The sequence below is a fragment of the Rhizobium sp. WW_1 genome (genome assembly GCF_003610155.1).
Lineage (GTDB): Bacteria > Pseudomonadota > Alphaproteobacteria > Rhizobiales > Rhizobiaceae > Rhizobium > Rhizobium tropici_A.
In genome coordinates this window covers 1-14267 of record NZ_RAIN01000044.1, presented here as the reverse complement: position 1 = coordinate 14267, position 14267 = coordinate 1, and the positions used below count along the sequence as shown (strand labels likewise).

General features: G+C 47.8%; 9 protein-coding genes and 2 pseudogenes. 9 read left to right on the top strand and 2 right to left on the bottom strand.

Features of this window, described 5'->3' with window-relative positions; all coding sequences use genetic code 11:
- Nucleotides 1–379: 379 nt before the first annotated feature.
- From BJ928_RS38065 to BJ928_RS38025, 9 genes and pseudogenes are all read left to right on the top strand, one after another.
- Nucleotides 380–559 (top strand): annotated as a pseudogene (locus BJ928_RS38065) (IS3 family transposase); the annotation flags it as partial.
- Between the two features lie 481 nt (nucleotides 560–1040).
- Nucleotides 1041–3278 carry a glycosyltransferase gene (locus BJ928_RS38060; protein WP_047637157.1) on the top strand — a complete coding sequence of 746 codons (2238 nt, stop codon included), beginning with the start codon at nucleotides 1041–1043 and terminating at the stop codon, nucleotides 3276–3278.
- On the top strand, nucleotides 3268–3804 hold the full coding sequence (locus BJ928_RS38055; RefSeq protein WP_147413992.1) for a hypothetical protein: 537 nt from the start codon (nucleotides 3268–3270) through the stop codon (nucleotides 3802–3804). Before BJ928_RS38060 ends, BJ928_RS38055 begins: the two co-directional genes overlap by 11 nt.
- 64 nt (nucleotides 3805–3868) lie before the next feature.
- Nucleotides 3869–4957 carry an FAD-dependent oxidoreductase gene (locus BJ928_RS38050; protein ID WP_120296863.1) on the top strand — a complete coding sequence of 363 codons (1089 nt, stop codon included), beginning with the start codon at nucleotides 3869–3871 and terminating at the stop codon, nucleotides 4955–4957.
- Between the two features lie 2 nt (nucleotides 4958–4959).
- Nucleotides 4960–5724: an NAD-dependent epimerase/dehydratase family protein gene (locus BJ928_RS38045; RefSeq protein WP_047637159.1), complete on the top strand. Its 765-nt coding sequence runs from the start codon at nucleotides 4960–4962 to the stop codon at nucleotides 5722–5724.
- Nucleotides 5724–6530: a sugar phosphate isomerase/epimerase gene (locus tag BJ928_RS38040; protein WP_047637160.1), complete on the top strand. Its 807-nt coding sequence runs from the start codon at nucleotides 5724–5726 to the stop codon at nucleotides 6528–6530. Before BJ928_RS38045 ends, BJ928_RS38040 begins: the two co-directional genes overlap by 1 nt.
- Before the next feature lie 59 nt (nucleotides 6531–6589).
- The gene (locus BJ928_RS38035; protein ID WP_047637162.1) at nucleotides 6590–8833 is read left to right on the top strand and encodes a hypothetical protein; all 2244 of its coding nucleotides are present in this window, start codon (nucleotides 6590–6592) and stop codon (nucleotides 8831–8833) included.
- Between the two features lie 168 nt (nucleotides 8834–9001).
- The gene (locus tag BJ928_RS38030) at nucleotides 9002–10882 is read left to right on the top strand and encodes a glycosyltransferase (RefSeq protein WP_082012079.1); all 1881 of its coding nucleotides are present in this window, start codon (nucleotides 9002–9004) and stop codon (nucleotides 10880–10882) included.
- On the top strand, nucleotides 10857–11597 hold the full coding sequence (locus tag BJ928_RS38025; protein WP_052228090.1) for a glycosyltransferase family A protein: 741 nt from the start codon (nucleotides 10857–10859) through the stop codon (nucleotides 11595–11597). The genes BJ928_RS38030 and BJ928_RS38025 overlap by 26 nt, the downstream gene beginning before the upstream one ends.
- 49 nt (nucleotides 11598–11646) lie before the next feature.
- Here BJ928_RS38025 and BJ928_RS38020 read toward each other — a convergent pair whose 3' ends face one another.
- Nucleotides 11647–12456: an ABC transporter permease gene (locus BJ928_RS38020; protein WP_047637164.1), complete on the bottom strand. Its 810-nt coding sequence runs from the start codon at nucleotides 12454–12456 to the stop codon at nucleotides 11647–11649.
- 734 nt (nucleotides 12457–13190) lie between these two features.
- Nucleotides 13191–14129 (bottom strand): annotated as a pseudogene (locus BJ928_RS38015) (IS3 family transposase); the annotation flags it as partial.
- Nucleotides 14130–14267 lie beyond the last annotated feature (138 nt).

Genomic DNA, 14267 nt, shown 5'->3' with positions numbered 1-14267 from the left:
CATCCATGATTTGGTGTCCACCTATTTCGGGTGGAAACTTCATGCATCAGAGCACCGCCCTTCAGAAGGCGCACAGAAATTCGCGCTTACGATTGTGATGAGACATCAGCGTCCTTCAGCAATCTTGCCAAAGCATGCAGGCTCACGAGATCGACGTGCGGAACCGGCAGGCTGCGCCAGCATCCACTCATGGAGCGGTCGAACATCCATGCTGGGACCTCAAGAAGTCGACCAGAAGAAGAACCAGAAAGGCTGCAGCGGAAAATATGCGTCCCTTTGGACAGCGCCTCATGGATGTGAACGAGCCGCCCGAACCAGGGATGCCACGGATACAAAAGCTCGCGAACCTCGGTCCCGTGGGTGTTGTGTCGTCGTGTTGTACAACGATCATCGACCACACTCTGGACTCGGCTGGATGACACCTGCCGAGTTCGCTCAGACAATCAACCCGCGACGTGATGCAGTACTGCGCAGCCGGAATGGCTCCACACGGCAAGCCGTCGCGACCGGCCCGAATACATCAACTCAAAATCGCTGGAGCGAACTCAGAACTGGATAAAACTTGAGGGCAAGGTCAACCTGCATGACACGAAAATTACCTTTCTATCCGAGCGCCACCCAAATCTAGACGTATTTATGACCCTAATCAGACAATATAGCAGCTTCAGTACTATAAGATGCTTCACCTACTCGGAGCTTTGGGCTATCTCTCCTCGCGAGAATGTATCGTCGCTGAAAGGAATTTACGATTACATGACACATCAAAAACTCCAGATTGCAGTAAAAGTTTCAACGCTCACTCGGACATCGGCCGATTGCCTACTGCGCTAGAATCTACTTCATTGATAACGAGGCAAACGTCAATTACATCTTCCGATCTAGAATAGAGCTTGCTTGTGTGAGTTGCGATGATCGAAACATCTGACAAGTCTTCATTGCAAGTTTGCGTCTTACGCCCAAATAATCCTGTTGACATGCTCCGCAAAGTTGTGATCAACAGCGCTGATTTTACTCGTTTTGATGCACTGGGATAGAAAACTATGGAGAGAAATTCTGAGTTCGGCGGCAATCGAAAAATTGGCCTTGTTCGTGGAGAAGAGTTCGGAGCAAAACCGAGAGTAAATTCGCGAGAATTTCACTCTGACATTCCGCAATTCGACATTTCTATTATACTTACGACACATAACGAAGCAAGATACCTCTCTAGAACGCTGCAATCTATCGGAGAGGCCGTCACCTACATACGTCCCTTTGATGTCACGGTTGAAATTGTCGTCGTACTTGATAACGCTGATACTCAGACGAGTAAATTAATACATACACACGATTACCAATGTTTTGATGCAAATCAAATAATCGAAACGCATCACGGCGCGCCAGGTCTCTCCCGAAACAGTGGCATCTCCATCAGTCGTGGCGAGTATATTTTAACTCTCGACGGGGATGATCTAATCGGCTTCGACTTCCTAATGCGGATGTATTTTACAGCAACGTCGAGTCCGCGAAAAACAATAGTATTTCCCGAATTCTGCATGGGGTTTGGTGAGATTTGCTATGTATATCAGATTTTTGGCAAGAACCTAATAAGGAACTCCTTACTATTCGACACCCATCCATACGTCGCGAGAATCTTATTTCCACGTTTCCTCTTCGATCACATACAGAATGCAGACATTTCCGTAGCGAACGGTTACGCGCATGAAGATTGGCATTTCAATTCTCAATGCATTGCCTATGGGTTTGATATAGTTATAGCGTCCGACGCTGTCTTTTTCTATCGTGAACGCAAAGGGAGTATGCGAAGGCTTTTTGAAAGCCAAACCACTGGACTGATTCCGCCAAGCCCGTTCTTTAATCCGCAAACATATTTGCGTCTAACATGGGCGGATTTCACCACAGAGTCCCACAACGTCGTCCCGCCTTTCACCGTTCGAGATTTTCTGGAAAGACCAGGAATTCCCGACGTGGTTCACCATGCGAATCAAATCGAACCGTTTGTAAGCTTGGGAATCCTAAAGTATCAGCACGCTTTCAGCAACTTTAGAGAGCCAAGCTCAGCTGCCAGGGCGTATTTTGATGCGTGCAAATTTGTTGCAGGCGAAAAATTCACTGAGGTGCTCATTGTTCCCTTTTTTGTGAGAGGCGGAGCAGAGAAATACATTTTATCGCTCCTTGATGTAATCCAGAAGTCCGATCCAAATTTTCAGCTACTTGTGATTTCAGCACATCCACATGCAAAGCACGAATGGGTTGATAAATTTCCTTCTGGAACCGTCTATCTAGATCTGCAGACGCTCGGTACGTCACAGTTACCACTGGAAAACTTAGAGGAAATTACGTTACGCCTACTTCAACATATTCCTACAATTAATAGAATTTTCTTTAAGAATTGCGAATTTGTCGATTCATTTTTGCGAAAATACATCCGGTACATTGCGCACCTGGACCTTAATTACTTCCATTTTAGTGATCCGCGAGTAGAAGTAGGCGGATACATGTTCACAAACGGACAGAGCTTTGATCTTGTCAGCGAAATTGGCTCTAATTTGAACCGCGTAATTTCGGACCATAAAACTTGTTTCACAGCATTCGAAAGCTTGATCGGCTCTGCCCAGTCGCCCGATTTGGAGGTGCTCTATAACGTGTGTGAGTTACCGGAGATGCCTCTTCGGCTTCAACGTGAGCCAACCAAAAAATTACTATGGGCGGCCCGCATCTCGGAAGAAAAGCGTCCTATGCTCGTGCGAAAGATAGCACAAAAATTAAGCGATCTCGGAATGGACATCTGCATAGAGGCATACGGCAGCCCAACCTATGTTTCAATGAACAGCGAAGTCTTTGATGGGGCAATCGGGTTGAACTATCGAGGTCCGTTCAACGGATTTTCCACGCTCCCGATCGACAACTACGACGCCCTAGTTTACACGACAGCATATGACGGTTTGCCAAACGTAGTGCTGGAGGCACTTGCATTTGGCATGCCCGTTATCGCCCCAGATGTTGGTGGGATCTCAGAAGTAGTAACTGCCGACACGGGCTTTTTGCTCCAAGATGCCGCGAGCGAAGAGGTTTTGGCTAACTCGTTTGTGGAGGCGATTGAAGTGTTATATGACGACTGGTCAGCGGCCGTAACACGCGGGAATGCGGGACGTAACCTCATAGCAGAGCAACATTCGGCACAACGGCATGAGGCGCGAGTAAAAGCTATCTTTAGCCTACCCAGCGTTTCCGACAACGACAACCTACATATCTCTTCCGGAGCAATCAATGCGAACTAGACGCGATACCTCTACGACGACTTCGCAAAGCCGTGTCTCTCAATCAAAAGAGACCCGTGAGGTGCAATCTTCTTCGCTTGAAGAGCTCACCGCAGCAAAGCGAGAAATATGTGATTTACGACAAAAGATCACGGAACAGTATCTGCCAGAAATGCAGAGGTTGAGAGAAATAATAAGCCGCAATCAGTTCGAGAGAAACGCGCAGTTTGCTTTGAGAAAAGCAATGACCTATGCAGATCAAGTAAAGCATTTAAAGCTACAAATAGTAGCACTGGAATCTCGCCTCGCAGAGGCGGAGCGGCTTCGCGAAGAATGGTTCAAACCCGAAATAGAGCGCTTGAATGAGACTCTCGGTATCTTCGAGAAGACCAAGCATGAGTGGTGGGACCCTCAACTGGAATTGAGGGAAGCGAGAATAGTGTTTTTAGAAGGGCAACTAAAGGATGCGCTCGAGCGGTTGAGCCCTAAGGTAGTTGGCACAACGTCCGCAAAAAAGCCTCGTATATTCTCATTCAGCCGGAAATAGAATTCGCAGGCGGTACCTTTACCCTCAGTACTACCCGTGAGCAACATATAGAGCAGACATAAAGATGACAACGAAAATCGGAATCATTGGTGCCGGCTGGTATGGATGCCATATCGGCCTTTCGTTGAGAGCGCTCGGGTTTGAAGTTCAAATCTTTGAAAAGAATAAGCGCGTGCTCCACGAGGCGTCTGGGAACAATCAGTTTCGGCTGCATTTGGGTTTTCATTATGCTCGCCATCATAGCACCCGCATACAAAGCCGTGACGGATTCATGCGTTTTATTGAGCGCTATCCTGGCTTTAGTCGCGAAGTCCCAGACAATATATATGCCGTACCGCGCTTGGAGAGCCTGATCGATTTTCAGACATACCGCCTTATCATGAGCTCGTCCGGCCTCGACTACACAGAGACGAAAGAAAACAATCTCGGCTTGAGAAATATTGATGGAATAATAATTTCACCAGAGAGAGTATTGTTAATAGCACAAGCAAGAAAATATTTTACGGAATCACTTTCAAAAGATTTGCAATTAAATACAGATGTGACCAATCTTGAAATAAACTCAAAGAATATAAAGATAAATGGATCACCTTTCGATTTTGTTATAGATTGCACATGGGGTCATTTCAGCTCATTACCAATTAACTGCTACTACGAGCCTACACTGTTATTGTACTATGAGTGCGGCACACAGTTTCCCGCGTTGACTCTCGTAGATGGCCCCCTTGGTTCCCTTTACCCAACAGAGGATCCCAATATCTACACGCTATCGAGTGTGCCTCATACACCAATTGGACGATACAAGACGGCTCTGGAGGCGAGAGCCGCGCTAGCTGCTTTGTCGCAGCAGGAGATCAATAAAAAGCGGCTTTTGATGGAAGATCAGATTAAATACTATCTTCCGTCTTTTGGAGATCATATGCGATACATCGGTCCGCAGTTTGCGATTAAAACAAAGCCCGTAGGTAACGCAGACGATCGCAGCTGTTATGTATTCAGATCTGACCGACTAATGACAGTTTTGTCTGGGAAAATTGACACCATTTTCCATGCACAGGAACGGGTGTTGAATTTTCTCGAAACAGCATTGACTGGGATCTCAATGCGAGCTGAAAGCTCGCTAAGGCGTGAAATTGAAATTGGAGCTTTTTGAATATGACGAACGCGCTTATAGGTCACACGGGATTCGTTGGCGGAAATCTCCTAGCGCAAACACATTTCGATTTTGTATATAACTCTTCTAACATCTCAGAAATAGATGGCCGCTCGTTTCAGACGGTAGTATGCGCTGGAGTACGAGCGGTAAAATGGTGGGCGAACAAAAACCCACAGGAAGATTGGCAAGGTATTGCGAACCTTATTCACCATCTGTCAAGAGTGCAAACAGATAAGTTCGTGTTGATTTCTACTGTTGATGTTTACAACGTGGCTGAAAATGTCACCGAAGATGACTTGCCATGCGAACAATTCCTGCACGCTTATGGGCTCAATCGCCTCAAATTAGAAAGCTTTGTCCAAACCCATTTTTCAAATCATCAGATTATACGTCTTCCTGCGTTGTTCGGCCCTGGTCTGAAGAAAAATGTGATTTATGATCTCATGAATAATAATATGATCGAAGCGATTAACCCGGCGTCGGCCTTTCAGTGGTATCCAGTTCGACGGCTAACAGATGATCTTGCGCGCGCATCCGCCAGTGATGCCAAGCTAATCAACTTTGCCACCCCGCCAGTATCGGTCGCCAAAATCCACGAGCGCTTTTTTTCAGCACTAAAAATGGGCGCGCACCCCAATCCCCCCGCAGTATATGATATTCACACAAAACATGCAGCATTGTTTAGCAGTAACGGCGATTATATTATGCAAGAAGCCGAGATCTTCGACGAGCTTGCGCATTTTCTTCAAGGTAATCGACTGTGATGAGATTAGCGGTTAGCAATTTAGCTTGGGACAGAGGCGTTGAGCAAGAAGCCTTTTCACTCGTGCAGAGAGCCGGATTTGCCGGGATTGAGGTCGCTCCGACAAAGATTGCGGATTGGAAAGAACTAAATAGGAATACACTTGAATCTTACAGACTTAAGTGCGAAGCAGCCATGCTTGAGGTCCCATCCTTGCAGGCAATATTCTACGGATGCGCCGACGCTCAGCTTTTAGGCGACCGAACAGGCTTTATCAAAATGCACGAGCATTTAAAGCATGTTGTGGACATTGCATTTCACTTAGGTGCTTCGATAGCGGTATTTGGGGCACCCAAGAATCGTCAACGGGCGGAGCTCAACGAGCAGGAGGCCAGTTTGCTTGCCGTCGAACGGCTTAGGCTGTTAGGTGATACGTGCCTTGATGGCGGCTTGGTCTTGGCAATTGAACCAGTGCCTAAATATTATGGTTCAGACTTTTTGACTACAGCCTCCGAGGTTGAGTCAGTCGTTTTGGCTTGCGATCATGCAGCAGTCCGCATTCATTTAGACTGCGCATGTATTCAACTCGCCGGCGACGATCCTGTCGAAGTCACTCGCCGGTTGGGAAAAAGAGCGGCCCACTATCACATTGCAGAACCAGATCTTGCATCGTTTGCTGAACCAAAGTGTGATCATAAAGCAATAGCGCACTCACTCAAAACCAGTGGGTACGCTGGTTGGGGGGCGATTGAAATGCGGCAGCAAGGTGAAAACGACCTTCTTGCGCTTCAAAGCGCTCTTGAGTTCGCTGTCGCAGTTTACCGTTAGTAGGTAATGACTTATAGTCCGACAGTTTAGGAATATGCCATGTATATTATGGGGGGATTATGACCGATAATATCGGCCGTTTGAACGAGTTGCTTGCCGCCGGAGATTGGGCGAGCTCTCTGGAGTTAGTTCAACGTAGTGAGATCCAAACCTCAACGATGAGCAAGACAATCGCGGATTGGGCGAGAGATGCTGGGTTAAGAAAAATCGAAGCCCAGGCATTAGCAATGTATGTGAGGAATTCACCCTCTCCAGAGGAGAGTATATGCACGCAAGCTATACTTACTACATATGAAAATGGATTGCTATCTCTGTCTGCGCTGGTTGGAGCCATTGGAGTAAGACTCTATCGAGATAATCCTGTTCTTCGGGCGTATTCTAGCCTTTCTAACGCCCTATTGGAAGGAGATCTCGAAAATCTAGCTGTATTACGCAAAGCTCTGATTGAGTTTCCTGATCAGTACGGAAGCTTTTATGCTGGTTACGAAGAGGTTATGTTCCGCCGAGGCGCTATTGCGGCTGCGATTGAGGATTTGGAGCAAGCAACGCTAAAGTTGGAAACGCTGAATCCCTCGGGTACCGCGTGCCGCAGCTCAAAGATCTCACTGATAAGAATGCTCCGTGTGGCTGGGCATGTTCATCGGATGGTTGCACTTGCATTTGAGATGCTGGATCAAGACGTACCTGATCTCCACGGCGAACTTCTACAACTTTTAGCAACCGCTCTAGTTGCGGACGGGAATACTGTGGTAGATCACCCGCCCACCGAAGACGTGGGACGGTTTCTCTCGGATTTATTGCACGGTCGTACGTCACTTGGCAAAGTACCAACCTTGTCAGAGCTAGCAGCGTTTGTTTTCTGCGATTTTCAGTTTGTTGACTTATCCGCACGTGACTTCCCGTACAGCAGTCATAACATTTCGAGCGACTTTGTTTCTATCGCAAACGACGGGCCAAAGTCGATCGCAAAAGCACTCCGACGATATGAAAGAGTGAGGCCTTGGCATGATGAGCCAACACTCTCTGATCGTGTGAAAGACGTGCTTGACACCGTAGAAAATGGAAGAAAGAAGATACTCTCACCATATACAGGAAGTACGGTATATACCGAGCATATGATCGATGAAGAGTGCTTTGTATTTAAAGACAAAGATCGGGTAGGTTTAGCTACCCAATGGACTGAGACGGAGTATGCATTTGCGGACACGACCTATATTCTTCTTGATGAAAAGATCGTGCTATTCTCAGAAAATGCCGGAATCGAACCGCGGTATCTAGCGTGTTCGCTGTTCAAGCTGCTCAGAAAAATTGTCAGCAGGCGTGACGATGTCGTTATACATCTGCAGCGCAGCAACAAGGAGGTTGGGGTCGCCGAATTCTTAGTCCCACATGTAGGGCATTACATTTGGAATTCGATATCAGCTTGGGAACCTTTCTTCAAATATGGCGGGAATGATAAAGCTGACTTGTATGTGGTACGTGATAACTTCAGAACGCTTGGCGGTGTAGACGTCTTGTATGCAGCTGACATCGGCCCCAGCAAAGAAATTATTCTTTCGAGTGATGAAGCCGATATTCAATCCACAATACTTGATCGCAAAGCGATGGTTCTAACCTTGAAGAACAACTATATTTCGGCCGAACTGGCGCCGCGAGTTAGTGCATGGGCTCGTTCGCGTCTGGAACCAAATCACCTTGATAAACTCCAGAAGCTTAGAGCGGAATTTTCGCCAATGATTCTGGTTACCATTCGGCTCGATAATCGCTCTTGGGTAGATCAAGAAGAAGGATGGCCAAGACTATTTGAAGCGCTGAACGAGCGCTATCCACGCGCTTGCTTTATCCTCGACGGCGTAAACGGGAACGTCACCCAGGGATGGACCCACGCGTCTATGAGTGTTGATGACGAGTTTTTGCTTGCCGAACGAATAATTAAACGATGCCCCACGTTACAGATCTATAATTCCATAGGTTGTTCCATTGAGGAAAGCTGTATCTTGGCCGAGCTATCAGATTTCTATATAGCCCCGGTTGGTGCAGGGATGGCTAAGTATCGCTGGATCACCAATCTACCAGGTGTGGCGTTCTCGAACGAGAGCTTCTCGAAGCCCGATAGTGAACACGGACGCCTATATGATCACTATAGGGATGATGCGATAAAGGCACTTCACGTGGACCAATCTGCAGTTAAGGACGTGGCACAGGGCAATACCAGCGGTGGCAGGGCGAATTTCACTATGGATTGGCATGAGCTACTACCATTGGCGTCAGAACTATGCGAGAGGAAGGCCTTATCGTTGTAGTTTTAGATATATGGTTTCAACAATGATCATCAAATGGATTGGGGAATGTGGACCGGTGAAAAATGCACATGCCCAAGATGACGGAAGCCAAATGGGATACGAGTTGCTGCTCACAATGATATATTGTTATGGGGCGCGAGATTGGTAGTGATACGATTGCTCAAAAGCATGTCATTCACGCGCCGGCGTATCTTCGCGTCGGGTTTATTCGATGTGGATTGGTATAAATTAGCCCACCCTTACGTAGTGCGCGACAAAATTGACCCGCTCACTCATTTCCTAAAGCATGGTAGACGGCTGAGACTGGCGCCTAGTCGATTGTTCGACGCGGGTCGATATCTTGATGATTCGGCCTTAGCGAGTAGGTCGCGTTTGAATCCTCTCGTACACTACCTAGCGTACGGCAAGAAGCTTAACATTCCAATTCACCAAGCTCCTGCGAGTGGTGCGGATCGTATCCTTGAATCTGGCTTATTCGATAGCAACTGGTATTTGCGGGAGAACCCAGACGTCTTAGCTAATGGATACCCCCCTCTTCTTCACTATATGGTTCATGGCGCACTGGAAGGCAGATCTCCAGGCCCCGATTTCGATGCGAAATGGTATCTCCACCGTTATCCCGATATTGTAGGTATTAACCCACTACTACACTACATCGATTTTGGGCAAGAAGAGGGTCGCACAGCAGTTCGGCCAGAACGCGTTTTTTCCATTGCGAGAGAGACGATAGCAGGGATTGAAGATCTCGATCCTGACCTTTATGCCACCGACTACTTTGATGATATCGATCATATTGATGTAGTTGACGGGCGTCCGCGTACTCGGATGGCAAGAGCATTTGAGAAGTTGATAGCAACGATTGATACGCCGCCGAAGGCAATCGTTTTTTTGCCGTGGCTAGTTCATGGGGGCGCTGATCTGGTCGCCGCGCATGCTATTCGCGCGATGAGCGACAAACACGGGTCGGAATCGGTAGTTGCTGTAATTTGCGACCATGACCGTCTGGAGGCGATACATTTACTGCCAAAGGGCGTTAAGCATCTATCTTTACTGCAGATTGAGCCGAACTTGTCGCATGTCGAACGCATCGAATTAATAGATCTAATAATCCGCGGCTTGCGACCCAGTACAGTTCTCAACGTCAATAGCCGGTCTTGCTGGGATGCGATTAAGCGTTATGGCAACCGTTTGCAAAACTTCACACGGCTTTATGCCATGCTATTTTGTCCTGACTTCTCTGTCAGCGGGCGGCGTAGTGGGTATGCTGATCTCTACCTACGTCAATGCCTTCCTTTCTTGGCAGGAGTATACTTTGACAATAGCTCATACATCGATCAACTCACCCAACAATTCAGCGTTCCGGCGGAATTACAGAGTAAACTAGTGACTCTGTATCAGCCTGCCCCAAATGTTGCGAGAAATAACACCTCGCGACACGGCAATTCTCGCCTTCGTGTAATGTGGGCAGGGCGGTTAATGCCCCAAAAGAATGTTGATCTACTGATGAGAATTGCAGAACAAACGCAGCAATTTGAGTTTCATATATGGGGGCGTGGCAGCCATGCACTTGAACTGCAATTAAGTGACCTGTCGCGACGTATCCCCTACATACATTTTCACGGTCCATTCGAACGGTTTGAGGCATTACCAACTTCCAACTATGATGTACTGCTATATACCTCGCTATGGGACGGACTTCCAAATGTCTTATTGGAAGCAGCAGCGGCAGGTTTGACGATCGTCGCTTCTAACGTTGGGGGGATTAGCGAACTTATCGATGGAAGCACAGGATGGTTAGTTAACATCAGTGATGAAGCGTCGCACTACATCGATGCTCTTAGCGAGATCGCCATGCATCCAGCGGAAGCTCAAAGACGTATCGATGCAATGGATGAACGCTTGGCGGCACGTCACAACTGGGAGCGTTACCAACGAGTTCTCACCCAGGAGCCTACTGTGAGCAAGGGTTTTTTGTATGTCTCAACCAACGATTACGGCGATTTTAAATGCTCACCGGGAGGGAATGCTTGCCAAATCGTCGATAGCTAGCTTAGTTCGCTCGATAGCGCATGCGGAACAATCTGGATTTGCGGTTGAGGTCCTGGTTATTCTTGACCGTTCGGAAACGGTGACGCGACAGGTGATCAGCGATCACAGCTCATACCAGTTCCGCATCGTAGAGACCGATTTTGGTGATCCTGCGCGGGCGCGCAATTATGCGATATCTCAAGCGAAGGGCAAATATGTCGCTTTTTTGGATGCTGACGATCTTTGGGGGGTGAATTGGCTGACACAAGCTACGCTCGCCGCGCAGTCTCGTCACGACGCGGTAATTTGGCACCCTGAGGTTTGCGTCTACTTTGGTTCGGCTCACCATATTTTTGTTCATCTCGATATGGAGGAACCCGATTTTTGTCCAAGCGGACTTATGATTGAAAATTATTGGACAGCCCTTAGTTTTGGCGCGCGCGAAGTTTACCTGCAGAACTCCTATCCGGAGACAGATCTTAAGGCAGGATTTGGCTATGAAGATTGGGCCTGGAATATGTTGACCATCAGCCGTGGAGTTAAACATAAGATTGTTTCTGGTACCGGTCACGCGATTCGCCGGCGGGAGCAGTCCGTCTCTCGCGACACGTTATCCGTCCAAGCGGTCCCACGGCCCAACCCTTATCTGGTCGCCTATCTGCAATCAAAACAAAATCGGCCCCCTCCCATATCGGAGGCTCCTTTAGATATGGAATTGGCCGATGATCTTTCTTGAATTCATAGAAATGTCTGACCAGCGAGCAATAGAATGGGTTGTTGGTGATCTACATTTCATCCAACATGATCCTTCGCGAAAGTCTCTCCGCGATAAGACCAATGAACAAGCAACCACACCCAACAAAAACTAGATAGCTCCTATCTAACAGCTTATCGCTATAGTTATCGAAATAGGCCACTCTCATCCATTCGACACATTGAACAACGGGGCTATAGGACATAGGGATCGCAAGCTGATCCGGTAAGTTGGACACAACAAATAGCGCGCCAGAGGAGATATAGAATAATATCCCCATCAATGCATATATTGTTGCAAACATCGGAAGAAACATACTAACAACTCCGACGATCATCCCAACACCAACCGCCAGCAAAATTGTTGCAAGATACGCAAATAACGCCTCACTCAAATCGAGTGGATAGTAATAAACCCCCAACGCTACAAATATAATCCAAAGAAAAAGCAAAGATACACAACCGGCAAAAACTTCCAATATTGCCCTGCCGAATAAAACATCTGTTAATTGAACAATTGGAAACGACAACATCGGTTTATTCATAAGCAGCGAAAGTGACATAAACCGCGAGATGTAAATAAAAGTCAAAACCGGTACCAAGCCGGTCGCAAAAAACAACATAGGATCGCCGTAGGGTGCAGCTCGCCCGGCGACGATATTGATGACCATGATGATCAAGAGGTGCGCAAGAGGCCAAAGGCACTGAACAACGAAACCTAAACCGTTGTTAAAAAATCGAGAGCGCATATCACGCATGATGACAGCGTGCATAACATGCTGTTTTCTCTTTAAGGCTGCCAAGGCGAGATTCCTCTTTGAGCTCTTTTCTATACGAGACACTGACGCATCCTCAAAGATTATCTAACCTCAACCCACGTAGACTAACCCCGATGTCAAAGTAAATTTTATTGCCCACCGAGAGCACCTTCAGATTAGCCAGCTACAGATTCAAACTTGCCAATCTTATTCATGCCTATCGCCGATCAGGGTTTCCTCTATCAAAATTCGAAATGCAATAACATCCATTTTCCCTGTGTCCATCTCAACAGCAATCCGCGCAGGCAAGGGTATGGAACAAAGCTAATTAAGCCATAAGCTCTTTTACTAACCACTACATCCTAGTGCGTAAGCACTAGACCGATCAAGGCGTATACCCGCCAGCACATCTTGATCCACCTTAGCAACACTTTGCGATGACGATCTCTCCGGTTTAAGGCTTACCGAACGCAAGAGCAACTCCCCCAAGTTTCTCGACATCTTGAAGAGCACGTCCCTTCTTTAGGACTTTGAACGTTCTCGATGCCCGTTAGGGCCAATCCTTGCAGTTCACAACTTCGGGCAGTTCGCCAACAAACATATCGCACCCTTCATTTCGTCAATTCTACCAGTAGTGACGTCCGCGAAGCAACGTCTTAATGTCGGTCCTTTATGTAAGCGGCAAGCTGAGGCCGTTCAGTGGAGTGCTCCCCGTTTCACCGGACAGTCGGCTAGTTTGATTTAGCCCTGATGAACTGCCGTGATGAAACCATTTCGAGGGCGGAACATGGATGGATTTCGTTGTAGTATCGACGCTAATCCCCCATCTTGTCGCGGACATCCGCAAGGGTGAGGAACCAATGCTGGTTCAGGCACTCCGCCTGGAAGCGGCCATTGAAAACTTCAATATAGGCGTTATCCGTAGGCTTGCCTAGGCGAGAGAAGTTCAGGGTGACGCCTTTGGTATAGGCACAGAGGTCAAGATCGCGTGACACAAATTCCGTGCCCTGATCGACACGGATCGTCTTCGGATAGCCAACTTTCCAGCATACTCGTTCCGGGTTTTGCACGACATCTTCACCGCGATAGCTATGACGTGGATCGAGCATCGGCACATAGCGAAAGAAGGTATCGACGACCGTCAAGACGCGCAGCTTCTTCCCAGTCGCGAGTTGGTCGTGAACAAAGTTCCATGGCCCAGACATCGTTCGGACCAACTGCCATTTGACAATCCTCCTGCAGCTTCGCTTTGACCCTACGCTTCGGCGTCTTGTTGTGCAGTTGAAGACCCAAGCCCCTGTAAATGGGTTAGGTTTTCTTGATATTGGTGCTCCAACCCTTGCGTTCCAACAGCACATACACGCGGCGATATCCGTATCGCACACGGATCTCGCAAATGTCGCGAATGCGATGTTCCAGAGCGGCCCGATCGGCACGCCGGATCGAGATTGCCTAATCCCCGCACATACCCTTCACCACCTCTCACTTGCGAGCAGGCCTTAGAGCTTTCGCCGAATAACATCCTGCAACATCTCACGGTCCAATGTCAGGTCCGCGACGATCTTTTTCAGTCGCGTGTTCTCGTCCTCCAGCTTCTTCATCTCCGGCGGCAACGTTCCCGCGTATTTTTTCTTCTAGTTGAAATAGGTCGCCTGGTTAATCCCTGCCTTCCGGCAGATCTCCGCCACCGGCACACTTTCATCAGCTTTATCTAAAATAAACGCCTTTTGTGCATTCGAAAACTGCGCTGCCTTCATCGTCTTCCGTTCCTTTCCCAGCCAGGAAACTGTACCGGAAAACTCTAGGTCACATACCCATAAAATAGTTTTAGATTTGAGCGGTTTGTGATTCACTTTCTTCAGCGATTGGAGGCTGTGATGGCGCGCTTTGATTTG